The 22,853-nt window shown below is 69.6% G+C and carries 13 protein-coding genes; 6 read left to right on the top strand and 7 right to left on the bottom strand.

Annotated elements, in window-relative coordinates; all coding sequences use genetic code 11:
• Positions 1-111 precede the first annotated feature (111 nt).
• Positions 112-1,788, top strand: coding sequence for a cellulase family glycosylhydrolase (locus AC1VNM_RS07815; RefSeq protein WP_483106480.1), 1,677 nt, complete (start codon positions 112-114; stop codon positions 1,786-1,788).
• Positions 1,789-1,821: 33 nt separating this feature from the next.
• On the opposite strand, the gene AC1VNM_RS07810 is transcribed toward AC1VNM_RS07815, so the two are convergent.
• From AC1VNM_RS07810 to AC1VNM_RS07780, 7 genes are all read right to left on the bottom strand, one after another.
• A complete protein-coding gene (locus tag AC1VNM_RS07810; RefSeq protein ID WP_483106479.1) occupies positions 1,822-2,631 on the bottom strand; it encodes a hypothetical protein in 810 nt (269 codons plus the stop codon).
• A gap of 136 nt (positions 2,632-2,767) precedes the next feature.
• Positions 2,768-5,710, bottom strand: coding sequence for a ligand-binding sensor domain-containing diguanylate cyclase (locus AC1VNM_RS07805; protein WP_483106478.1), 2,943 nt, complete (start codon positions 5,708-5,710; stop codon positions 2,768-2,770).
• Positions 5,711-5,909: 199 nt separating this feature from the next.
• Positions 5,910-6,599: a response regulator transcription factor gene (locus tag AC1VNM_RS07800; RefSeq protein ID WP_483106477.1), complete on the bottom strand. Its 690-nt coding sequence runs from the start codon at positions 6,597-6,599 to the stop codon at positions 5,910-5,912.
• 87 nt (positions 6,600-6,686) lie between these two features.
• A complete protein-coding gene (locus AC1VNM_RS07795; RefSeq protein ID WP_483106476.1) occupies positions 6,687-8,288 on the bottom strand; it encodes a sensor histidine kinase in 1,602 nt (533 codons plus the stop codon).
• A 79-nt stretch (positions 8,289-8,367) separates the two neighbouring features.
• Positions 8,368-8,814 carry an SgcJ/EcaC family oxidoreductase gene (locus tag AC1VNM_RS07790; RefSeq protein ID WP_377161902.1) on the bottom strand — a complete coding sequence of 149 codons (447 nt, stop codon included), beginning with the start codon at positions 8,812-8,814 and terminating at the stop codon, positions 8,368-8,370.
• Positions 8,815-9,166: 352 nt separating this feature from the next.
• Entirely contained in the window at positions 9,167-10,909 is a 1,743-nt protein-coding gene (locus AC1VNM_RS07785) for a response regulator (protein WP_483106475.1), read from the bottom strand.
• Entirely contained in the window at positions 10,906-14,016 is a 3,111-nt protein-coding gene (locus AC1VNM_RS07780) for a sensor histidine kinase (RefSeq protein WP_483106474.1), read from the bottom strand. Before AC1VNM_RS07780 ends, AC1VNM_RS07785 begins: the two co-directional genes overlap by 4 nt.
• A gap of 222 nt (positions 14,017-14,238) precedes the next feature.
• Between AC1VNM_RS07780 and AC1VNM_RS07775 the strand changes: the two genes are divergently transcribed.
• The 5 genes from AC1VNM_RS07775 to chvE all read left to right on the top strand — a co-directional run bounded on the left by AC1VNM_RS07775 (position 14,239) and on the right by chvE (position 22,851).
• Entirely contained in the window at positions 14,239-15,837 is a 1,599-nt protein-coding gene (locus AC1VNM_RS07775) for a family 43 glycosylhydrolase (RefSeq protein ID WP_483106473.1), read from the top strand.
• Between the two features lie 25 nt (positions 15,838-15,862).
• Positions 15,863-17,449 carry a GH39 family glycosyl hydrolase gene (locus tag AC1VNM_RS07770; RefSeq protein WP_483106472.1) on the top strand — a complete coding sequence of 529 codons (1,587 nt, stop codon included), beginning with the start codon at positions 15,863-15,865 and terminating at the stop codon, positions 17,447-17,449.
• A 124-nt stretch (positions 17,450-17,573) separates the two neighbouring features.
• Entirely contained in the window at positions 17,574-19,844 is a 2,271-nt protein-coding gene (gene yicI, locus AC1VNM_RS07765) for an alpha-xylosidase (RefSeq protein WP_483106471.1), read from the top strand.
• Positions 19,844-21,658 carry a glycoside hydrolase family 9 protein gene (locus tag AC1VNM_RS07760; RefSeq protein WP_483106470.1) on the top strand — a complete coding sequence of 605 codons (1,815 nt, stop codon included), beginning with the start codon at positions 19,844-19,846 and terminating at the stop codon, positions 21,656-21,658. The genes yicI and AC1VNM_RS07760 overlap by 1 nt, the downstream gene beginning before the upstream one ends.
• A 110-nt stretch (positions 21,659-21,768) precedes the next feature.
• The gene (gene chvE, locus AC1VNM_RS07755; RefSeq protein WP_377161904.1) at positions 21,769-22,851 is read left to right on the top strand and encodes a multiple monosaccharide ABC transporter substrate-binding protein; all 1,083 of its coding nucleotides are present in this window, start codon (positions 21,769-21,771) and stop codon (positions 22,849-22,851) included.
• The last annotated feature ends 2 nt before the right edge of the window (positions 22,852-22,853 follow it).

Raw genomic sequence — 22,853 nt, 5'->3', positions numbered from 1 at the left:
TCGAGGTCATGACAGCGTAGTCATTCGTTACCCATTTTTGCGAGACACGCACATCGGAACTTCGGACACTGCATGCGCTCACCCGCCCCTGCACTTCGTTCACGGACCGCCATGCATCCAGTTCCACGTCGATTCGTCCAACGAGCCAGCCTCGTCGCCCTCGCCTTCGGCGCCATCGCGCCCGCCTATGCGGCGCTCAGCCTGAACGTCACCCAGGACCTCTGGTCCGGCGGCTTCTGCTCCCGGGTCAGCATCCGCAATCCCGGCACCACGGCCAGCGGCGTCTGGACCTTGCGCTTCGAGCTGCCCAACGGGCAACTGAACGGCAGCTGGAACGGCCAGTTCAAGAACGAGTCCGCGACCACCGTGGCGGTCACCGGCACGAGTTGGAACTCGCCGGTCGCCCCGAGCCAGAGCTTCGAGGTCGGCTTCTGCGGCACGGGCACGGCACCCAGCGCCGCCTCCTTCCGCATCGCCGAGGCCAGTGCCCCCGCGCCCGCGCCTGCACCTGCGCCTGCACCTGCACCTGCACCTGCACCTGCGCCTGCGCCTGCACCTGCGCCTGCGCCTGCGCCTGCACCTGCACCTGCGCCTGCACCTGCGCCTGCACCTGCACCTGCGCCTGCGCCTGCGCCAGCGCCAGCGCCAGCGCCTGCCGGCGATCTGTCCGTTCCGGCCACGGGGCAATTCAAGCTGCCGTTCAGCGTCGCGGCCGACGGTCGCATCCTGGACAACCAGGGCACGGCGGTCTCGATCCGGGGCGTCAACTGGTTCGGCTTCGAGACACCGGACCTGGTCGCGCACGGCCTCTGGCAGCGCAACTACAAGGACATGATTGCCCAGATGAAGGACCTGGGATTCAACGCGGTGCGCCTGCCCTTCTGCCCGACGACGCTGCGTTCCACGGGCCGCCCCAGCGGCGCGCTGAACACCAGCGTGAACCCCGACCTGGCCAACAAGACGCCGCTCCAGGTGATGGACCGCATCGTGGCCGAGTTCGCGACGCGCGGCTTCTACATCCTGCTCGACCACCATCGGCCGGACTGCAACGCGATCTCCACGACGCCGCAGATTCCCGGCTATTCGCTGGACCAGTGGGTCGCCGACGTGCAGTTCGTCGCCGACCGTTACCGCAACGTGCCCAACGTCTTCGCGATCGACCTGAAGAACGAGCCGCACAGCACCGGCGGCTCCGGCGCCTTCTGGGGCACGGGCAACATCGACAACGACTGGAAGCTCGCCGCCGAGCGCGCCGGCAGCGCGGTGCTGGGCATCAACAGCAAGCTGCTGGTGTTCGTCGAGGGGGTGTCCGACAACCAGGGCCGTTGCGAGAACCCCGACCCGCACTGGTGGGGCGGCAACATCGAGCCGGTGGCCTGCTATCCGATCGACGCCACCCGGATCCCGCGCAACCGCCTGGTGCTGTCGCCGCACATCTACGGGCCGTCGGTGAGCGCGCAGCCCTACTTCGGCGACGGCACGGGCTTCCCGAACAACATGCCGGCCATCTGGCAGAACCAGTTCGGCCGGTTCATGGGGACGAATGCCGTGGTGCTCGGCGAGTTCGGCGGCCGCTTCACCGACAAGGATCGCCAATGGCAGATCAAGATGGTGGACTGGATGAAGTGCAAGGGCGTGCGCAACTTCTTCTACTGGTCGTGGAACCCCAACTCCGGCGACACCGGCGGCATCCTGCTGGATGACTGGCAGAGCGTGTCGCTCGACAAGTACAACAACCTCAAGCGCCTGTGGGACGGGTCGGCGATCGACGCGAACGTCTGCAAGTAGGCGCCTTCGAGGCGGCGCTCGGCATCGCCCGTGTCAGCGCGCGCGGGCCGCCAGGAATCGTTGCAAGGCCTCCTCGCGAAGGCGGGCCACGATGCCCTGCCGCTTCATGTTCTGGAGCGTGTCGGACAGCGTCGGCACGAAGGCCTCGTGCCGGCGATGCAGATAGGCATGGCCGGTCGTGGATTCGACGATGCGCAGCAGACTCGGCGCCGGACCGGCCCGGACCTGCGGACTGGCATCACCGAACGCGAGGTAGTCCTGGACGGCCTCCTGCACGTCGAAGTAGAGCGCGACACGCTTGAGCTGCAGCCGCCGGACGCCTTGTTCTATGGTGGTCACGGTCGACACATGCCCGGGTGCGGCCTCGCGGGCCAGCAGGGCGGCGAGTTCCTGGATGCCTCGCCGGTGCTCGCACGTCAACCCCTGGGCCCGCACCGCGGACCACCCGGGAAAGTCGGCCAGGCCGGAATCGCCCGCCGCGTACACGGCGAACTCGACGGTGTTGTTCGCTTCCGGCACGCGCACCAGCGACGGATAGAGGTCGCCGTAAGCCCGGGTCCTGCCGAGCTCGCCGTCCGCCTCGCCGGCCTCGATGGCGAGCGGCGCCCGCCCCGCGGGCACGTCCAGGAACTCGAACCCCACGCCGAGTGAAGCGAGCGCCTCGCGGTAGACCGCAATGAGCCACTGCGTCCGCGGATCATCGAATCGTCGCGAGAAGGTGAAGCGCAGGAGGCGGGGCCGCGCCGCCAGCGCCGGAACGGAAACACACAGGGGCGCCGCCAGCGATGCCAACGCGCGCAGGCAGTCCCTTCGCCCCAGCAATCGAGTCGTGCTCGCGCTCATGGATCAAGGCGCTGGTCGGCTTGCCCCCTGCCGTGCACGCCAGGCTCTGCGGTGGTCGTGCGCCCAGGAACGACTGTAGTCCAAGGCATGGGGCTCCGGTAGCCGCCCGGCCTGGAGGACACGCGGGCGAGCGGCCTCACGGGGCCTCAATCCTCTCGGTCAACTGCGCCCGGTCATCGGCCCGTGGGCTGTCACACGGGACGTCCTCGTGGAAGGCCACCCGGTTGCGTCCGCTGTTCTTGGCGCGATACAGCGCCTGGTCGGCGGCCTCGAGCAGCGTCTCGCCCGTCGTCAGCGCTCCACCGAACATCGCCGCGCCGAAGGAACTCGTCACCCGGCCGATGGCGGTCGGCTCGCGGTTGACCTCGACCTGCATGCGGCACAGCCGCTCGCGGTCCGCCGCTTCGTTCAGGTCCATGCCCGGCAGCACCAGCATGAACTCCTCGCCGCCCAGACGCCCGACCGCGTCGTACGGACGAATCTCGCCGCTCAGCCGCTCGGCGAAGGTCCTCAACACCGCATCGCCAGCCGGATGTCCGTACGTGTCATTGACGCGCTTGAAGTGATCGATGTCGATGATCACGACGCTCAACGGCAAACGCTCGCGCCCCGCCCGCGTCACCTCGCGGTCGAGCACCTCCAGGAGCGCACGGCGATTCCACACGCCGGTCAGCGCGTCGCGACTCGCCAGCACTTCGAGCTGGGCACGGGAATCCTCCAAGGCCTGCGTCCGCTCGCGGACCACGGCCTCCAGTCGCAGCTGCTGATGGTGCCACTGTCGCCGGCGCCATCGATGGATGCCGTAGACCAGCCCGAGCAGCAGCAGCAGCCCCAGCGCGCGGGCCCAGCCCGTGGCCCACCAGGGGGGATCGAGCGTGAAGGAAAAGGAAATCGGCTGCGACCGCGCACCGCTGTCGGGATCGGCGCTGCGAGCCTCGATCTGGTACGACCCGGGCGCCAGCCCGGTCAGTTCGATCTCCGCATGTGGCGCCGGAAACCAGAGTTCATCGCGCCCCGCCAGGCGGTACTCGATGCGCAGGCTGGGGTCCGAGAACTGCGCGGGGGCCAGCAGCAGGTGGAAGCGGTCCTGCGACCAGGGGAGCGCCTCGCCATCCCGCACGGGGCGGGGATCGCTGCCATGCAGGGCCGACAGCAGCAGCGGCGGACGGATCGCCTTGGCGAACACCGCGGAGGGATCCACCAGGTGAGACAGCCCCCGGCTGGTGCCCACCCACAGCGAGCTGTCCGAGTCCTCGTACAGCGCGAAGCCGGAGGTGTCGTTCCCGATGAGCCCATGGGACTGATCCAGCACCTTCCATTGCGTGCCGTTCCAGACGACCAGGCCGGCATCGGTCCCGAACCAGAGCCAGCGCCGGCTGTCCGCGAGGATCGACATCACCTGCCGCCCTTCGAGCGCCGGACTGGCGATGCGTTCGGCCTTGAGGGTCGAGCCGTCGCGTCGGAGATGCCAGAGTTCGCCGTATCCGCTGACGGCCATCACGGTGCCGTCCGCCAGACAGGCCAGCATGCCGGCGCCTTCCTTCATGGGCACCTGAGGTGACCAGACATCGTCGCGCTGGCTGGCGACGCCCTGCCAGCCGGCCATCCACACGGTGCGATCGTCCGTGTCGCAGAGGTCCTCGAAGCTCTTGGCCTGCCCGCGGGGGCCGGGCAGGACCTGCGGCTGGCCCACCGGACCTTGTGGCCATCTCAAGGTCTGTTGCGTCGTCATCAGCCAGAAGGCACCGTCCCGGGCCCGCATCGCCCGCAGAAAACCGTCCTCCGGACCGCGCGGGGCGATGGGGACGCCCTGCGCACGACGATCCCGTATCCGATGCAGCGCGCCGCCCGGCGTGATGCCCCAGAGCCCGCCCTCCCCGTCCGGCACCAGTTGCGAGATGTCGCGCTTGTGCCGGAGGGCGACCTGGCGGAAGCGTTCCGCCTTCGGATCGAAGACGCCCACGCCGCGTCCGGTGCTCACATACAGGTCCCCCGCTCCGGTGCGGCCACCGCCGCCGCCGACCCGCAGGATCGACCAGACCACATCGTTGGGCAGACCATCGGCGGCGCTCCAGTTGACCCAGCGGCCATAGCCCTGCCAGTGCAGGAGACCCGTCCCGCGCAGCCCCATCCAGAGTTCGCCTTCGCGGTCGCTCATCAGCGCGATGAGACGCCCGTCCCCGGGCAAGCCCTGGTGCCGGCCGAACAGCGCCCAGCCCTGCCCGTTCCACCGCAACAGTCCCTCCTGGGACGCGGTGAGGACGCGGCCTGAGGCGTCCTGCACCAGCGGATACTGATTCATCGCATCGTCCCGCGTGCCAGGCGGCGTCCTGTCCGCGAAATTGCCCGCTGGATCCACGAGCTGGATCAGCGCCCCCCGCGCGCGGGCCCAGATGCTGCCGTCCTCCGCCTGCAGCAGCGAGGACCATTCCCGCCGGTCCGGAACGCCGCGATCGACGGCCCACTGGGTGAGGACATCGCCCCGGAGTCGGCAGATCGCTTCGCCGCAGCCCAGCCAGAGGCTGCCGTCGCGATCACGCAGGACGCTGAAGACCTGCAGCGGCCGGTTCAGCCGGACGCCGAGCTGCTCGGGCGTGCGGGCGACGGTCGTCTGCAATGTCCCGGCCGTCGGGTCGAAGGACACGTGCAGTAGCCCCTTGTCGGTGGTCAGCCAGGCCTCGTCGTCGACCGCCGCCAGGGACTGCGCGTAGACGCCGATCTCCGTGTCCTTGGGCAATGGGGCGGATCGCAGCCGCCCTTCCCGCCAGAGCCACAGTCGGGACTGGGAGCTGATCCAGAGATTGGCGCCGCCGGCCGCCAACGAGGTGACGCTGCGGATCTCGCTCGAGCCCACGCGGACGATGCGAGCGCCGTCATGGCGATACAGGCCGTTGTCCGTTCCCGCCCACAGCAGCCCCGGCGCGTCCTGCGCCAGCGCGTTGATGGACAGGTTCTGCAGTCCGTCCGCCTGGCCGAATTCGCGCAGGTTCATCTGCTCCGCAGAAGCGCTCCCCACGCCGAGCGCTGCGAACCACGCGATCGCGCCCTGCATCGCTCGGTGGCGCCAGGCATTCACCATCTGTCCTCCTGTCGGGCTCCTCGGATCCTTGCTCGCGTCGTCAACGACGCCGCACCGTCAGCCCGGAAGACTAGCCGCCTGTGCGGCTGGCGCCCCGCGAGGGTCGTCCGGGCAGGTGATCAATTCCACGCCTTCTCCAGCCGGATGTCATGGCGAGCGGCGAAGCATCGGGAGGCGACGAATGCCGGCGACGGCCCGCCTAGGCCGGACTGTCGTCGAGGCGGTAGCCGAGTCCCCGCACCGTCTTGAGCAGCGGCAGCGGATTCCCTTCGTCGATCTTGGCGCGCAGCCGGCGCACGTAGACGTCCACGATATTGGTCAGCGGATCGACGTTCACGCCCCACACGTTGGACAGGATGCGCTCGCGGCTGAAGAGCCGCCCCGGGGCGCTCATCAACAGCTCCAGGAAAGCGAGTTCCTTGGCCGTCAACGCCACCGGCCGGCCGGCGCGGCTGACCTGCATCTTCTCCCGGTCGAAGACCAGGTCGGCGACCTGCAGCGTGGTCGCATCGATGCGCTGCTCGCGCCCGCGACGCTGGAGCGCGACCAGGCGCGCGAGCAGCTCCTCGAAATCGAAGGGCTTGGTCAGGTAGTCGTCGGCGCCCAGGCGCAGGCCGCGCACCTTGTTCTCCGCGCCGTCCATGGCGGTGAGCATCAGGATCGGCACCTGGCATCCTTCCGCGCGCAGCGTCTGACAAAGTTCCAGGCCGCCCAGGCCCGGCAGCATCAGGTCGAGGATGACCAGCCTGAAGTCCCCGGCGCGCACGCGGGCCAGGCCGTCGGGACCGGTGGTGGCGATGTCCACGGCGTAGCCCTCCGCGGTCAGGCCGCGCGAGAGGAAATCGGCGATGCGAGGGTCGTCCTCGATGACGAGCAGATGGCGGTTCATGGTCGATGGGTGCGGGGAATCGGGGCGGACAGGGGAAGGTGGGGAAACAGGGAACCGGACGGAAGGACCCGGCGGGGAACGAGGGTGTCAGACGGGCCGTGAGAAAGGAAGCACCAGCCGGACCGTGGTGCCGACGTCGACCCGGCTGTCGATGTCGATGCGCCCGCCGTGGGCATCCAGGATGGCTTTCGCGATGGACAGGCCGATGCCGGTGCCGTCGGCCCGATGGCGCCGTGCGCGCGCGCCGCGGACAAAGCGCTCGAACACCTGCCCCAGCTCTTCGGCGGCGATGCCGATGCCCTCGTCGCGCACGCTCAGCACGATGTCGTCGTCGCGCAATGCCCAGTCCACGCGCACCGTGCCATCAGGGCGGGAGTAGCGGACCGCGTTGTCGATGACGATCATGAGCGCCTGCCGCAGCCGGACCGGGTCGACGTGCACGACGATGTCGGCCTGCACCGGGCTCGTCTCGATGCGCTGCCGATGCGTCGCGGCCAGCGTGCGCGCCTGCGCGACGGCATCGTCCATCAGCGGCGCGAGCGCGATGCGTTCCAGCACGAGATCGAGCTCGTCCGCCTCGGCGCGAGCGACCAGCATCAGATCGTCGACCAGACCGGTGAGCTGCTTGACCGCCGAGACGATGCGGCCGAATGCGACGCGGTAGTCGGCCGCCGGCAGCGTCGCGGCGCGCAAGGCGAGGTCGGCCTCGCCGCGGATGACGGTGGCCGGGGTGCGCAGTTCATGGCCCAGGTCGGCGAAGAGCTGACGCCGGCGTTGATCGAGGCCCTGGAGACGTTGATGCGCCTCCTCGAGCTCGTGGGTACGGGCGCGGACCTGGTCCTCGAGGCGCTGCCGCACGGCCTCGGCCGCTTCACGATGCAGCTGGAGCTCGTGCGCCATCGCGTTGAAATGCGCGGAGACGCGACCGAACTCGTCGCTGGATTCCACCGGGATGCGGTGGTGGAGGTGCCCGGCCTGCAGCGCCTGCGTGCCGGCCAGCAGCGCGTCCAGCGGGCGCTTGAGATGGCGGCTCAGATGCACGTACAGCGCGAGCGCCAGCGCGAAGGTCACGCCGATCATGAGCACGGCCTGGCCGCGCAGCCGCGCGATCCCGTCCTCGGTCGCGGCCCGCGCGATGGGCACCGCGCGGCGCTGATGCTCGATCGCCCGGTTGAGCAGATCGCGCAGGTCCCGACCGTGGGTCATGTCGAAGACCTGGTTCAGCTGGTGCCAGACCGCGTCGAACGCCGTGCGGTCGCGCTGCGGCTGCAGGTCGTGCAGCTGGCTGTGCAACTGCGCGATGTTGTCACCCAGCAGTCGGCTGATCTCCACCAGTTGCGTGACCTCTTCCGGAATCGTGCCGCCGTCCGTGGCGGCCATGCGCTGCCAGGACGCCAGGTGGCGGCGCGACATCTCGGCCAGCCGGTCCGCGCCGGCTTCCATGTCCCCGAGCAGCTTCTCGCGCGTCGCGGGCAACGCGTCGGCGCCCATCACCTGCTGCGCGGCCCAATTGCGCAAGCGCTGCTTGTTGGCCGACAGGTCGAGCAGCTCCGACAACAGATCGCTGGTCAGGCGGCTGTGCGCGGCATAGCTGTCCACACGCACCGCGCCCCAGTGGACGAATGCGGCCTGCACGCAGACCAGCGCCAGCATGGCGGCCAGGGCCAAGGTCAATCTCAGTCGATACATGGGCGCGGATTCTAGGAACTCGCGCATCGAGCGCCTTGTGCGCCCGCCGCCATCGCCGAGGATCGCGGCGGGCGCCGTCTCATCGGGACGCCGTCTCCGGCATCGCCGACGAATGGTGATGCGCGATCAGCCATTGGCCGTCGTTCCACTCGTACACGTAGGTGTATCGGGCCTTCACGGTCGCGCCACTGCCGAAGCGGAAGGTGTAGGTGCCGACGTCCTGCGCCACGTTGCAGCCGATCTTGATGAAGCGCTTGTCGATCGTGCCCTGCGGCTTGTCCTTCAGGAACTTCACGAAGTAGTCGCGAATGTCGGCCGGCGTGGCGCGCGGCTCATTGGTGACGGTGGGCAGCAGCACGGCGTCGGGCGCATAGTTGGCCGTGACGCGGTCCGGGTTGCCGGTCGCGAGCGAGGCGTTCCAGCGGTCGAAGAGCGCCGCGATCTGCGCCTTGTCGGCGCTGGCGCAGACAGGCGCGGACGTCGCGCGATCCTGGGCCGAGGCGGAAGTGCCCATGGCGCCGAGCATCAGCGCGGCCAGCGCGGGGGCCCACAGGGCTCGCGGCACGCGGCCCGAAGCGGGGCGGACATCGGTGGCGTCGCGGTGACGGGCGGAAACGGTCATGTGAGGAAACTCCAGATCGGTCGTTGAGCACGGGCACCGTGAGGTGCCGCGCCGGGAACAGGCTGTCCCTGGCGCACCATCGATTCTGGAAATCCCTCATGAACCCGCCATGAGTCGAAAATGAACCGCGAATGAACAGCGCCGCCGCCGGACGCGACGGCACGCCGGCCGTCAGCCCGCGCCCGTCAGCCCGCGCCCGTCGGCGCCTCGATCCACTGCAGACCGAGCTGTTCGCCGATGTGGACCTGCAGTTCCTTCAGGGACCCCGCTTGGTCAGGAACACGTTCACGCCGGCCTGCAGGCAGGCGGCGCGGTGTTCGGCCGTGGCCGAGGCCGAAATCGCGATCACGGGCACCGTCGACAGATCGGCATCCCGACGCAGCCGGCGCGTGGCCTCCATGCCGTCCATCGACGGCATCAGGCTGTCGATCAGGATCAGGTCCGGCCGGAAGCGCGTCGCGGCCACCGCCAGTTCGTCGCCGTCGGCCGCCTGCGCCACTTCAAATCCGGCGTTCGTGAGGAAATCGCACATCAGCGTGCGGTTCCCCTCCACGTCGTCGACCACCAGCACCCGCCTCGGCGCACCCAGGTAACGCGGCACGCCGGCCGTCGTGTGGGGCGCGTCCTGCGCCGGGGCCTCCGCCGTGGGCAACGGCAGCTCCACGCAGAAACGCGTGCCGCTGCCGAAGACGCTGCTGACCTGCATCTGCCCGCCCATGTCGTTCACCAGCGCTCGCGTGATCGCCAGGCCCAGACCGCTGCCGCCGGTGCGATGCCGCGCGTCGCCCACCTGCACGAAGGGCTCGAAGATGCGTCCCAGGTCCTCCGGTCGCATGCCGACGCCGGTGTCCTCCACCTCCAGTCGCAGCAGCACGTGCGCGGCGTTCCTCGGCCCGGCGGAGGCACGCAAGCAGACCGTGCCGCTGTCGGTGAACTTGATCGCATTGCCCAGCAGGTTGAGCAACACCTGGCGCAGCCGGCGCTCGTCGACGAGCACGCCCGCCGGCAGGCCCGTCCCGGCGTCGAACTGGAACGCCAGGCGCTTCTCGTCCGCCTTCACCCGCATCAGGTTCACCACGCGCCGCAGCGCGTCGGACAGGTTCACCGGCGCCGGATTCGACGCCGTGTGGCCCGCCTCGATGCGCGCCAGGTCGAGGATGTCGTTGATCAGCGCCAGCAGGTGCAGGCCGCTCTGGTGGATCGTGTCCAGCCCGCGCGCCTGACGGGCGCTGAGGCCCCCTTCCATGCTCAGCAGTTGCGCGTAGCCGAGAACACCGTTCAGCGGCGTGCGCAACTCGTGGCTCATGCCGGCGAGGAACTCGCTCTTGGCGCGGTTGGCGGCCTCGGCCGCATGCCGGGCGGCCCGCTCGGTCTGGAGCATCCCGCGATCGAGCTCGGTCCTGTCGGCCTGCGCGCGATCCTGGGCGTCGAGCTTCGACAGGATGCTTTGCACCTGCCCTTCGACCGTCGCTTCGCTGAGGCCGAGCGCCGAGGCAATCTCCTGGTAGGCGTTGCCCTGCGCGATGAATCGCAGGACGCTGATCTCGGCCGGGGTGAGCGCCTCGTCCGTGACCTGCCCGGCCAGCTCGAACGAGGCTTCGGAAGGCAGCGCCATGCGGCCGGCATGCACGGCGCGGATGGCGTCGAGCAGCTCCTTGTGCAGGGCGTTCTTCAGCAGGTAGCCCCGGGCGCCGGACTGCAGCGCGCGCTGCGCCTGGGCGTCGTCGGCAAAGGTGGTGAGCACGATGATCCGGGCGTCGGGGAACTCGGCCCGGATCGCGGCGATGGCGTCGAGACCGCCCATCCCGGGCATCTGCAGGTCCATGAGCGTGACGTCCGGCCGGTGTGTCCGGAACTGCAGGATCGCCTCGCGACCGTTCGACGCTTCCGCCACGAGGGTCATGTCCGACTCGACGGAAAGCAGTGTCGCAATGCCTTGCCGCACGATCGGATGATCGTCGACACAGAGCACCTGGATGCGCGTCAGAACTTCGGTCATTCGCCGACCTCGTTGGGCGAGAACTTCTTGTGATGGAGCCACGACCGTGCCGATGTGACAGGACTATACGCCCGCGATGCGGGGGTGCTGAACACCACCTCCGTGCCCGCGTCGGGGCTGCTGCGAACCTCGAGCCTGCCGCCGACCAGCGCGGCGCGCTCGCGCATGCCGTTCAAGCCGTAGTGCCCTTGCTTCTCCCCCATGCGCAGCACCTCCGGGTCGATCCCCTTGCCGTCGTCGCGTACCCGCACGCGCAACTCGCGCACGTCGTAGTCGATCTCCACGTCGACGCGTCCGGCATCGGCGTGGTGGACGGCGTTTCGCATCGCCTCCCCGGCGATGCGGAAGGTCTCGGCGCGCACGAGCGGATGCAGCGACCGCGGCGAGCCTTGCACCTTGACCTCCACGTCGACCCGCGCCTCGACCCGCGATGCCGCCATGTGACCGTCCTCGTTCGCGAGCTCCTGCGCCAGCGCGCGCAAGGCGTCCGGCAGGTCGTTCTTCTCCTGGGCCGATGTGCGCAAGCCTTGCACGGTGTCGCGGCCTTCCGTGATCGCCTCGGCCACCTGGTCGATCGCGCCCGCAAGGACCTGCTTCGATTCACGCGGGCGATCGGGCAGGAGGTTGAACGCGGCCTGGAACTGCAACAGCAGGCCGTTGAAGCGCTGCAACAGGGTGTCGTGCAGGTCGCGGGCGATGCTGGTGCGTTCGGCCACGCGCGCCTCCAGCGTCGCTTCGAACTGCTGATGCAGGCGCCGGATGCGCATGTGAAGCCAGGCCTGGAAGCCGGCCCAGGCCAGGGCGACGAGCACGGCCGCGGCGGCCACGCGGAACCAGGTCGTCTGATAGAAGGCCGGCTGGATCGAGAACGCCAACTGCGCGCCCTCCTCATTCCAGACGCCGCTGTTGTTGGACGCCTTCACATGGAAGCGATAGCTGCCCGGCGCCAGGTTCGTGTAGGTGGCCTGGCGCCTGTCGAAGGCTTCCTGCCAGTCGTCGTCGTGTCCCTCCAGCCGGTAGTGGAAGCGGGTGTTCGTCGGATCGACGAGACTCAGCGCGACGAAGTCGATCGTGATGTCGCGGATCAGCGGAGGCAGACGAAGCCCGTCCTTGACCTCATGGGGCGTCTGATCGGCCACGAGCGTCACGATGTGCACCGGTGGCGGCAGCGGATTGATGGGCAGGTGATCGGGGTCGACCACGTGCACGTCCGCCCCCGACACGAACCAGAACCTGCCGTCGCGGGCCTTCGCCACCGGCGGGTTGAAGTAGGCCGGCGAGAAGGCCAGCAGCGGGACGCCGTCCGTGGCGCCCCAGACCTTGGCGGCGATCTTGCGGGTCGGGTCGGCCACCCAGGCGGCCAGATCGTCCTTCAGCACCCGGACGAGCCCGCAGGCCGCATACATCCACAGCGATCCGTGGTCGTCCGACAGCGACCAGTGGATCGTGTTGCAGGGCAGGCCGTTGCCCACCGTGAGCGTCGTGACGCGGCCGTCCTGGATCCGGCTGAGGCCGCCCTCCTCCGTGGCCGCCCACAACGCGCCGTCGGCATCGATGCGCAGACCCGCGACGTGGCCCGCACCCAGCCCTTGCGCGGACGTGTAGGTCGCCTGGATCTTCCCGTCCTTGACGTACAGGACGCCGCCGTCCTGCCAGAAGGCCAGCCAGACGCCGCCTCGATCGGCCACGACGACCTTGGCCTGTTGCCGCCGGCCGAGCGCGGTCCATGGCATGTTCTCGACGAAGCGGCCCTGGTGCAGGCGTGTCAGACCCTTGTCGCCCGACAGCCAGAGGTTGCCCGCCTCGTCTCCGGTGATGGAGTAGATCTCCTTGGCGGGCACGCCGGGGACGGCGACGAAACGGTCCTTCTCCAGGTAGGCGAGTCCGCCGCCCGTGCTGACCCAGAGCCGTCCGTCCACGTCCTCGTACAGGGACTGCACCTTCGGATCCGGCAGCCCGTCGCGCTCCTTGTAGACCGTGGGTCTGGCGTCCTTCCACCGGGCCAGTCCATCGTTGGTGGCGACCCAGACGCTGCCGTCCGTCGTGGCCAGCACGGATTTCGTCCCCTCGTTGGGCAGCCCCTGTTGCGTGGAGAGGGTGGTGATCGGGAGCTTGCGAAAGCGGTCCACGCCCTTCTCGCTGCCGAACCAGATGTTGCCCTCCCGATCCTGGAACAGGCTGCAGGCGATGTTGCCCGAGAGACCCTCCGCCCGGGTGAAGGTGTCCACCCTGCCCGCCCGCTCATGGAGGATGCCCCGGCCCTCGGTGCCGATCCAGAGACCGCCGTCGCGGTCCCGCAGCAGCTTGTTGGACTTGATGTCGCGGTCGGCGATCGGCTCCTCCTGCCTGAGGACGCTTCGCATCGGATAGTCCACCAGCTGGTCGTCCACGATCCGCTTGAGCCCCGCGCCGCGGATGCCGATCAGCAACTGGCCGTCGGTGGTCGTGCTCAAGTCGCCCACGCGCATCCCGGGGGTCTCGAATCGCCGGGGGGCGCCGGGCTGCCACCGCCAGAGGCCGGATTCCGCGCCCGCCCACAGGGTCCCGGCGCCGTCCTCCGCCAGGCTCCAGACGAACGCTCCGAATCCACCGTCCTGCGTCGTGCATCGCGCCTGTCCGTCGCGGACCGAGCAAAGCCGCCCAGGGTTCGCGAGCAGCCCGGCCCAGATCGTTCCGCTGCTGTCTTCGAGCAGCGAGGTCACGAAGCCTTCGGTCTGCGGATACTGGGTCAATGCCTGGCCGTTCCAGCTGGCCAGGCCGTTGAAGGTGCCGATCCACAGCGTGCCGTCGCGGGACACCAGCAGGGCGTAGGGATTGTCTGGCAGCGACTGGCCCTTCGGCGGCTTCCAGGGAACGAAGCGCAGGCCGTCGAATCGGAACAGGCCGAAGGACCCGGCGACCCACAGATAACCGTCCGGCGTCTGGGCCATGGCGAAGACCAGGCCCAGCAGGGCCCCGTCCCGCGCCGTCCAGGACGTGTGCGCGTATTGCGTGATCTGCAGGGGCGGATCCAGCGCGAGCGCCGGGGACGGCGGGAGGGACAGGACCGATGCCAGGAACAGGCCCGTCAGGAGGGACGCGTGCCCTTGGCCTTGCAGTCGACTCACAGGGATCCTTTGCCGCATGCACTCCGGGCAGCGTATCGCGAAAGGATCGCGGAGGGGTGGCCTCAAGTGAGGGGGAGAAAACGGGGGAAAACAGGAGAAGACCGGGGCGCCCCGGCCTCCGGGTTAGCTCTCATTAATTCGTACAGCGCTCGAACTAACATGAGCCAGTGCCGCGATCGACAGATCGCCTTCGAGGCGACAGGCGGCAAGGAGACACGACCCATGTTGACGTTCACCCGACGAGCCGCCGTCCAGGCGACGCTCGCCTCGGCCGCGGCAGGACTGACCGCCATGCCGGCCGCCGCCGCGCCGGTCTTCGGGCAGGGCCGCGAGGGCCAGCGCAAGGCCGATCTGGGCAACGGCCATTACCGCAACCCGATCGTTCCGGGCGACCGTCCCGATCCGACCGTCCTCAAGGACGGCAGCGACTACTACCTGACCTTCTCCTCGTTCACCTCGTATCCGGGCGCGGTGATCTGGCATTCGACGGACCTCGTCAACTGGGCGCCGGTGACCGCCGCGCTGCATCGCCCGATCGGCGCCGTCTGGGCCATGGACCTGGTGAAGCACGACGGCCGCTATTTCCTCTACATCCCTGCCATGCAGGACGACGGCTCGCGGATCTACGTCATCCATGCCGACGACATCCGCGGTCCGTGGAGCGAGCCCGTCGACCTGGGCCTGACCGGCTGCATCGATCCCGGCCACGCCGTCGGCGAGGACGGCCGGCGCTACCTCTTCGTCAACGGCGTGCGCCGGATCCGGCTCAGCGACGACGGCCTGTCGACGGTCGGTGCGCTCGAGCCCGCCTATACGCCGTGGCAATACCCCCAGGACTGGGTCGTGGAGATGTTCGCGCCGGAAGGTCCGAAGCTCCTGCGCCGCGGCGAGTGGTTCTATCTGATCGCCGCGGTGGGCGGCACCTCGGGCCCGCCGACCAGCCACATGGTGACACTGGCCCGATCGCGCTCGATCCACGGCCCCTGGGAGGACAGTCCCCACAATCCGATCGTGCGCACGCAGAGCGCCGACGAGCCCTGGTGGTCGCGCGGCCATGCCAGCGTCGTCGAGGGCCCCGCCGGGGACTGGTGGATGGTCTATCACGGCTACGAGAACGGCATGCGCACCCTGGGCCGGCAGACCTTGCTGGAGCCCGTGGCATGGACGAAGGACGGCTGGCTGAAGGCGCGCGGCGGCACGCTCGCGCGGCCGCTGCCCAAGCCCCGGGGCGGCCGGCCCTCCCCCGCCGGCTTCGACCTGTCCGACGACTTCGAGACCGACCGGATGGGGGTGCAGTGGACCCTCTTCGCGCCCGACGCCCGGGACGCCGCGCGCGTCTCGCGGCGGGACCGCGCGCTGGTGCTGAAGGCCAAGGGGACCTCGCTCGCGGACTGCTCGCCGCTGACCTGCCTGGTCGGCGACCGCCGCTATGAAGCGAGCGTCGAGATGGAGATCCCCGGCGACGCGCACGGCGGCCTGGCGCTGTTCTACGACGGCCGCTGCTTTGCCGGCATCGGCGCCAGCGCCCGGGAGATGCTCACCTACAACTACGGCCAGGAGATCTCGTGGATGCGCCAGCCGCTGCCGGCCGCCTCCGGCCCGCGCGTGCTGCACCTGCGGGTCACGAACCGCGAGAACATCGTGAGCTTCCATACCTCGCCGGACGGCCGGGCGTGGACACAGCATCCCTGGCAGATGGAGGTCTCCGGCTTCCACCACAACGTCTTCGGCGGCTTCCTCAGCCTGAAGCTGGCGCTGTTCAGCGCCGGGACCGGCGAGGTGCGCTTCCGCCGTTTCCGCTATCGCGGCCTGGCCGCCTGATCCTTTCCACGGAGCGCCCTTCCCCATGTCCCCCAAGCTTTCGAGACGCAAGATGGCCGCGCTGGCCCTCGCGCTGGCGCCGGTCGCCGCCTGGAGCGCCGGCCCGACCGCCAGGCCCGGCCGCGGCATCGACGTGGACGTCCAGCGGGCCGCCCAGCCGGTGGATCGCAGCTTCGACTACGCCGTCGGCGCCGACTTCCCCGGCACGCTGATCCGCGACGACAGCCAGGCGCAGCTCAAGACGGTCGCCGACGAGCTCGGCTTCCGCACGGTGCGTTTCCACGCGATCTTCCACGACGCGCTGAAGACCGTCACGAAGGACGCCGACGGCCGCCTGCGCTTCGACTTCAGCCGCATCGACACGCTCTACGACGGCCTGCTGGCCAAGGGCATCCGGCCCTTCGTCGAGCTCGGCTTCACGCCGGACGCGATGGCGACCTCGCCGCAGACGATCTTCTACTGGAAGGGCAACACCTCGCATCCGCAGGCCGAGGCGTGGACCGCGCTGGTCGACGCCTTCGCGCGCCACCTGATCGCGCGTTACGGGGCCGAGGAGGTGCGGCGCTGGCCTTTCGAGGTCTGGAACGAGCCCAACCTCGCCGGCTTCTGGGAACGCGCCGACCAGGCCGCCTACTTCGACCTCTATGCCCGCAGCGCCCGCGCGCTGAAGGCGGTCGATCCGCAGTTGAAGGTCGGCGGCCCGTCGACGGCCGGGGCCGACTGGGTCGTGCCCTTCCTCGCGTTCTGCAAGGACAAGGGCGTGCCGGTCGACTTCGTCACCACGCACACCTACGGCGTGGACGGCGGTTTCCTCGACGAGTTCGGCCAGGACGACAACAAGCTGTCGCGCTCGCCCGACGCGATCGTCGGCGACGTGACGCGGGTGCGCGCCGAGATCGAGGCGTCGCCCTTCCCCGGGCTGCCGCTCTACATCACCGAGTGGAGCGCCAGCTACAACCCGCGCGACCCGATCCACGACGACTACCTCAGCGCGCCCTACATCCTCGAGAAGCTGCGCCTCACGCGCGGCCTGGCCCAGGCGATGAGCTACTGGACCTACAGCGACCTGTTCGAGGAGGCCGGCCCGCCGCCGGCGCCGTTCCACGGCGGTTTCGGCCTGCTCACGCGCGAAGGCGTGCGCAAGCCGGCGTTCTTCGCCTACAAGTACCTCGGACAGCTGCGCGGCCGCGAGATTCCGCTCGTCGACGCCGGCGCGCTCGCCGCGGTCGATGGCGCCAAGGTCGCCGCGCTGGTCTGGGACTGGCGGCTGCCGGACCAGGCCGTCAGCAACCGCCCCTTCTTCGGCGCGGTGCGTCCGGCCGCGAAGCTCGCACCGGCGACGGTCCGCTGGCAAGGCCTGACCCCCGGCACCTACACCTTGCGCCAGTACCGCACCGGCTACGAGGCCAACGACGCCCACACCGCCTGGTTGAAACTCGGCAAACCGGGCACGCTGTCCGCCGCGCAACTGGCGAAGCTGCAGGCGCTGACCGTCGACCAGCCGGAGCGCGTACGCACGGTGCGCGTGGGCCGCGACGGCCGCCACCGCGAGTCCGTGCCGATGCGCACGCACGACGTGGTGCTGCTCACGCTGGAGCCCGCGCCGCGCTGACACGGCGTCGGGCAGAGGACGACAGGACGACGACCGGACGAGGGCCGCATGGCGGCCGCGCGAAGATCCGCATGAAGATCCGAATGAAGAGCCATCGACAGACAGGACAACGAGAAGGAGCCCCATGAAGTTCACCGACGGGCAATGGCTGCTGCAGCCGGGCGTCTCGGCGCACTACGCCACCGAGACCTATGCCGTGGACATCCACGACGACCGCGTCGTGCTGCTGGTCCCCACGCGCCCCATCAAGCACCGCGGCGACACGCTGCAGGGACCGACGCTGACCGTGACGCTGCGTTCGCCGCTGCCGGGCGTGATCCGGGTCAGCGTCGAGCATTTCAGCGCCTCCCAGGCGCCGAGGCTGCATGTCCCCATGGTCGGCGCCGACCCCCAGCGGCTGCAGATCACCGAGACCGATCAGCTGCTGACCGTGACCTCCGGTCCGCTGTCGGTCGACGTGAAGAAGGGCGAAGGCTACGGCTTGGTCTTCCGCGAGGGGGACAAGGTCCTCACGCGCAGCGACTGGCGCTCGCTGGGTTACGTGCAATGGGCCGGCAAGGCCAACCACGTCCATGAACAGTTGACGCTGGCGGTCGGCGAATACGTCTACGGCCTGGGCGAGCGCTTCACCCCGTGGGTGAAGAACGGCCAGACGGTCGAGAACATCAACAAGGACGGCGGCACCGCCTGCGAGCAGGCCTACAAGAGCGTGCCCTTCTACCTCAGCAGCCGCGGCTACGGCGTGCTGGTCAACGAGGCCGGTCCGGTGTCCTTCGAGGTCGCCTCGGAAAAGACCTCCCGCGTGCAGTTCAGCCGCGAGGGCGAGACGCTCGACTACTGCGTCATCGCCGGTCCCACGCCCAAGGCCGCCGTCGCGCGGCTGACCGAGCTGACCGGACGCGCGCCGCTGCCGCCGGCCTGGACCTTCGGCCTGTGGATGACGACCTCGTTCACGACGCAATACGACGAAGCCACCGCGACGCACTTCATCGACGAGATGGCGCGCCGGGAGCTGCCGCTCAGCGTCTTCCACTTCGACTGCTTCTGGATGCGCGAGTTCCAGTGGTGCGACTTCGAATGGGACCGCCGCGGCTTCCCCGATCCCGAGGGCATGCTCGCGCGGCTGCAGGCCAGGGGCCTGAGGATCAGCCTCTGGATCAACCCCTACGTCGCGCAGCGCTCGCCGCTGTTCGCCGAAGGCGTGCGCGAGGGCTACTTCCTCAAGCGCCCGAACGGTCTGACGTGGCAGACCGACCTCTGGCAGCCGGGCATGGCGATCGTCGACTTCACCAACCCCGCGGCCAAGGCCTGGTACCAGGGCCACCTGCGCCGCCTGCTGGCGATGGGCGTGCACTGCTTCAAGACCGACTTCGGCGAGCGCATCCCCGACAAGGACGTTGTCTACTTCGACGGCGCCGATCCGGTCGAGATGCACAACCTCTATGCGCTGCAGTACAACGAGGCCGTCTTCGACCTGCTGCGCGAGGTGCGGGGCGAGGACGCCGTGGTCTTCGCGCGCTCCACCTACGCTTCGGGCCAGCGCTTCCCGGTGCACTGGGGCGGGGACTGCTGGTCCAACTTCGAGTCGATGGCCGAGAGCCTGCGCGGCGGCCTGTCGCTGACCGCCTGCGGCTTCGCGTTCTGGAGCCACGACATCGGCGGCTTCGAAGGCAACCCGCCGCCGGCCGTCTACAAGCGCTGGATCCAGTTCGGGCTGCTATCCTCGCACAGTCGTCTGCACGGCAGCAGCTTCTACCGCGTGCCCTGGCTCGTCGACGAGGAGAGCTGCGTGGTGCTGCAGCGCTTCACGCGGCTCAAGCATCAGCTGATGCCGTATCTCTACGCGACCGCGATCGCCGCGAGCGAGACCGGCGTGCCGACAATGCGCGCGCCGGTGCTCGAGTTCCCCGACGATCCCGCCTGCGCGACGCTGGACCGCCAGTACCACCTGGGCGACGCGCTGCTGGTCGCGCCCGTATTCACCGACAGCGGCGAGGTCGACGTCTACCTGCCGGCCGGCCGCTGGACGCACCTGCTCAGCGGCGAGGTCGTCGACGGCAGCCGCTGGCGGCGCGAGACGCACGACTTCATGAGCCTGCCGCTCTATGTCGCGCCCAACACCGTGCTGCCCTGGGGCCTGCAGACCGAACGGCCCGATTACGACTACGCCGACGGCGTGGTGCTGCGGGTGTTCGCGCTGGACGACGGCGCGACCGCGCCCTTCGCGGTCGCCTCGCTGGACGGCTCGATCGCGGCGCGCGGGACGGTGACCCGCAGCGGCGCGGACTACCGCGCCCGGATCGTCGAAGGCGCGCTCTACGACTGGACGGTCGAGGTCGACGGCCGGCGCAGCCCGCCGCAGACCGGCAGCGCCCTGGACTGGAAGGCCGAGTGATGCGGACCCGGATCCTGGCCATGCTGATCGGGCTCGCGATCTTCGCCGTGGGCGCGACCGCCGCCTATGCGCAGGGCCAGGAGGCCCCGCGCCAAGGACGCGACACGCGCATCGAGGTGAACCAGGTCGGCTACCTGCCCGGCGCGGCCAAGCGCGCCACCGTGCCCGCCGGCGCGGCGACGCGCTTCCAGCTCGTCGACGCCGACACCGGCCAGCCGGTGTGGAGCGGCAGGCTCGGCACCGCGTCGCTGTGGGCACCGTCGCGCGACAAGGTCCGGATCGCCGACTTCTCCGCGCTGGTCCGGCCGGGACGGTATCGGGTGCGCGTCGCGGGCCTGCCCGACTCCGACGCGGTGACGATCGACGCGGGCGTCTACGACGCGCTGGCCGCCGCCTCGATCCGGGCGTTCTACTTCAACCGCGCGGGCCTGGCGCTCACGCCGGCACTCGCAGGCCCCTACGCGCGCCCCGCCGGGCATCCCGACACGCAGGTGCGGATCCACGCCTCGGCCGCCGGCCCCAGGCGCCAGACCGGCGACGTCATCAGCAGCCCCAAGGGCTGGTACGACGCCGGCGACTACAACAAGTACGTCGTCAATTCCGGCATCACCGTCTACACGCTGCTGGCCGCCTACGAGCAGATGCCGGCGCGCACGCGCGCGTTGACGGTCGGCCTGCCCGAGAGCGGCAACGGCCTGCCCGACCTGCTCAACGAGGCCTTGTGGAACCTCGACTGGATGCTGACGATGCAGGATCCGGACGACGGCGGCGTTTATCACAAGCTGACGAATCCGAACTTCGACGGCGTCGTGATGCCGGACGCGGCGACGAGCTCCGGCGAGCGCCTCGTCGTGCAGAAGACGACGGCGGCGACGCTGGACTTCGCCGCGGTCATGGCCGTCGGCAGCCGCGTGTTCAAGGACTTCGAGGCCCAGCGGCCCGGCCTCTCGGCGCGCATGCGCCAGGCCGCCCTGCAGGCCTGGTCCTGGGCGCTGGCCCACCCCGACGCCGTGTACCGCCAGCCGCCGGACATCCACACCGGCGACTACGGCGACGCCACGCTCGACGACGAGTTCGCCTGGGCCGCCGCCGAGCTCTACATCGCCACCGGCGACGACGCGTTCTACGTCGCGATGAAGCCCGGGCAGACCACGATGACGGTCCCCTCCTGGGGCGACGTGCGCGGGCTGGCCTGGATGTCGCTCGCGACCCATCGCGAACGGCTGACCGCCGCCGCCGACCGCGCGTTGATCGAGCGCCGCATCCGCGCGCTGGCCGATGCGCTGGTCGAGAAAACGAAGCGCTCCGCATGGGGTGTCGCGCTCGACGACAAGGACTTCCACTGGGGCAGCAACTCGATCGCGCTGAACGAGGCGATGGTGCTGCTGCAGGCCGACCGCCTCGAGGCCTCGCGTGCGGCGGCCGGCGGCGCCGGGCGTCGCGCCGCTCCCGCGGGCGGCGTCTATCGGCAAGGCGCGCAGGCGCTGTTCGACTACGTGCTGGGCCGCAATCCCCTGGGCCTGTCGATGGTGACCGGTTTCGGCGCCCGCTCGCCGATGCACCCGCATCACCGCCCGTCGGAGGCCGACGGCGTGCCCGGACCGATCCCCGGCTTCGTCGTCGGTGGCGCCAACAGCGGCCAGCAGGACCTGAAGGGCTGCCCGGTGCCCTACCCCTCGGCGCTGCCCGCGCGGTCCTACCTCGACCACTTCTGCAGCTACGCGAGCAACGAGATCGCGATCAACTGGAATGCGCCGCTGGTCTACGTCTCGATCGCGCTCGGCGCGGACAGGGCCCCGGCATCGCCGCGATAACCGCGACCACGCCAGCGATGCCCAAACTGAGATCGACAACGCCGCGGTGTCGCAGTACAAACGCCCGGCGTTCATAAATTATTCAGGAGACGACAATGTTTCATACAGGTATGAATCGCCGGACCTCGCTCGCCAGGACCCTGCTGGTGGCGGGCGCCACGACGCTGTCCCTGCTGGCCGGCGGCGGCGCCCGGGCCGAGGACAAGGGCCTGGTGGGCATCTCGATGCCCACCAAGAGTTCGGCGCGCTGGATCGCCGACGGCGAGAACATGGTCAAGGCCTTCCAGGCCAAGGGCTACAAGGCCGACCTGCAGTACGCCGAAGACGACATCCCCAACCAGCTCGCGCAGATCGAGAACCTGATCACCCGCAAGGTCAAGGTGCTGGTGATCGCGCCCATCGACGGCTCGGCGCTGTCGCCGGTGCTGCAGAAGGCCGCGGACCGCGGCATCAAGGTGGTCGCCTACGACCGGCTCATCCGCGGCACGAAGAACGTCGACTACTACGTCACCTTCGACAACTTCCAGGTCGGCGTGATGCAGGGGCGCAGCATCGTCGACAAGCTCGGACTGGCGCAGGGCCAGGGCCCGTTCAACGTCGAGCTGTTCGGCGGCTCGCCCGACGACAACAACGCCGCGTTCTTCTACGACGGCGCGATGTCGGTGCTCAAGCCCTACCTGGACAGCGGCAAGCTGGTCGTGCGCAGCAAGCAGTTCGGCATGGCCAAGGTCGGCACGCTGCGCTGGGACGCGTCGACGGCGCAGGCCCGCATGGACAACCTGCTGTCGGCCTTCTACGGCAAGGACCGGCTGCACGCGGTGCTGTCGCCGTATGACGGCATCAGCATCGGCATCCTGTCGTCGCTCAAGGGCGCCGGCTACTGCACGGCCAAGCTGCCCTGCCCGATCGTGAGCGGCCAGGACGCGGAGCTGCCGTCGATCAAGTCCATCCTCAAGCACGAACAGGCCAGCACCGTCTTCAAGGACACGCGCCAGCTCGCGCTGGCCGCCGCGACGGTGAGCGACGAGATGCTCTCGGGCAAGGCGCCCGCCGCCGTCAACGACACCAAGACCTACAACAACGGCGTCAAGGTCGTGCCCAGCGTGCTGCTCAAGCCGGTCGCGGTGGATGCGGCCAACGTGAAGCAGGTCCTCGTCGACAGCGCGTACTACAAGGACACGCAGCTGCGTTGATG

Source organism: Mitsuaria sp. MSU3D, from assembly GCF_056867975.1.
Note: the sequence above shows the minus strand (reverse complement) of the source record. Positions and strands in the feature narration are given on the sequence as shown.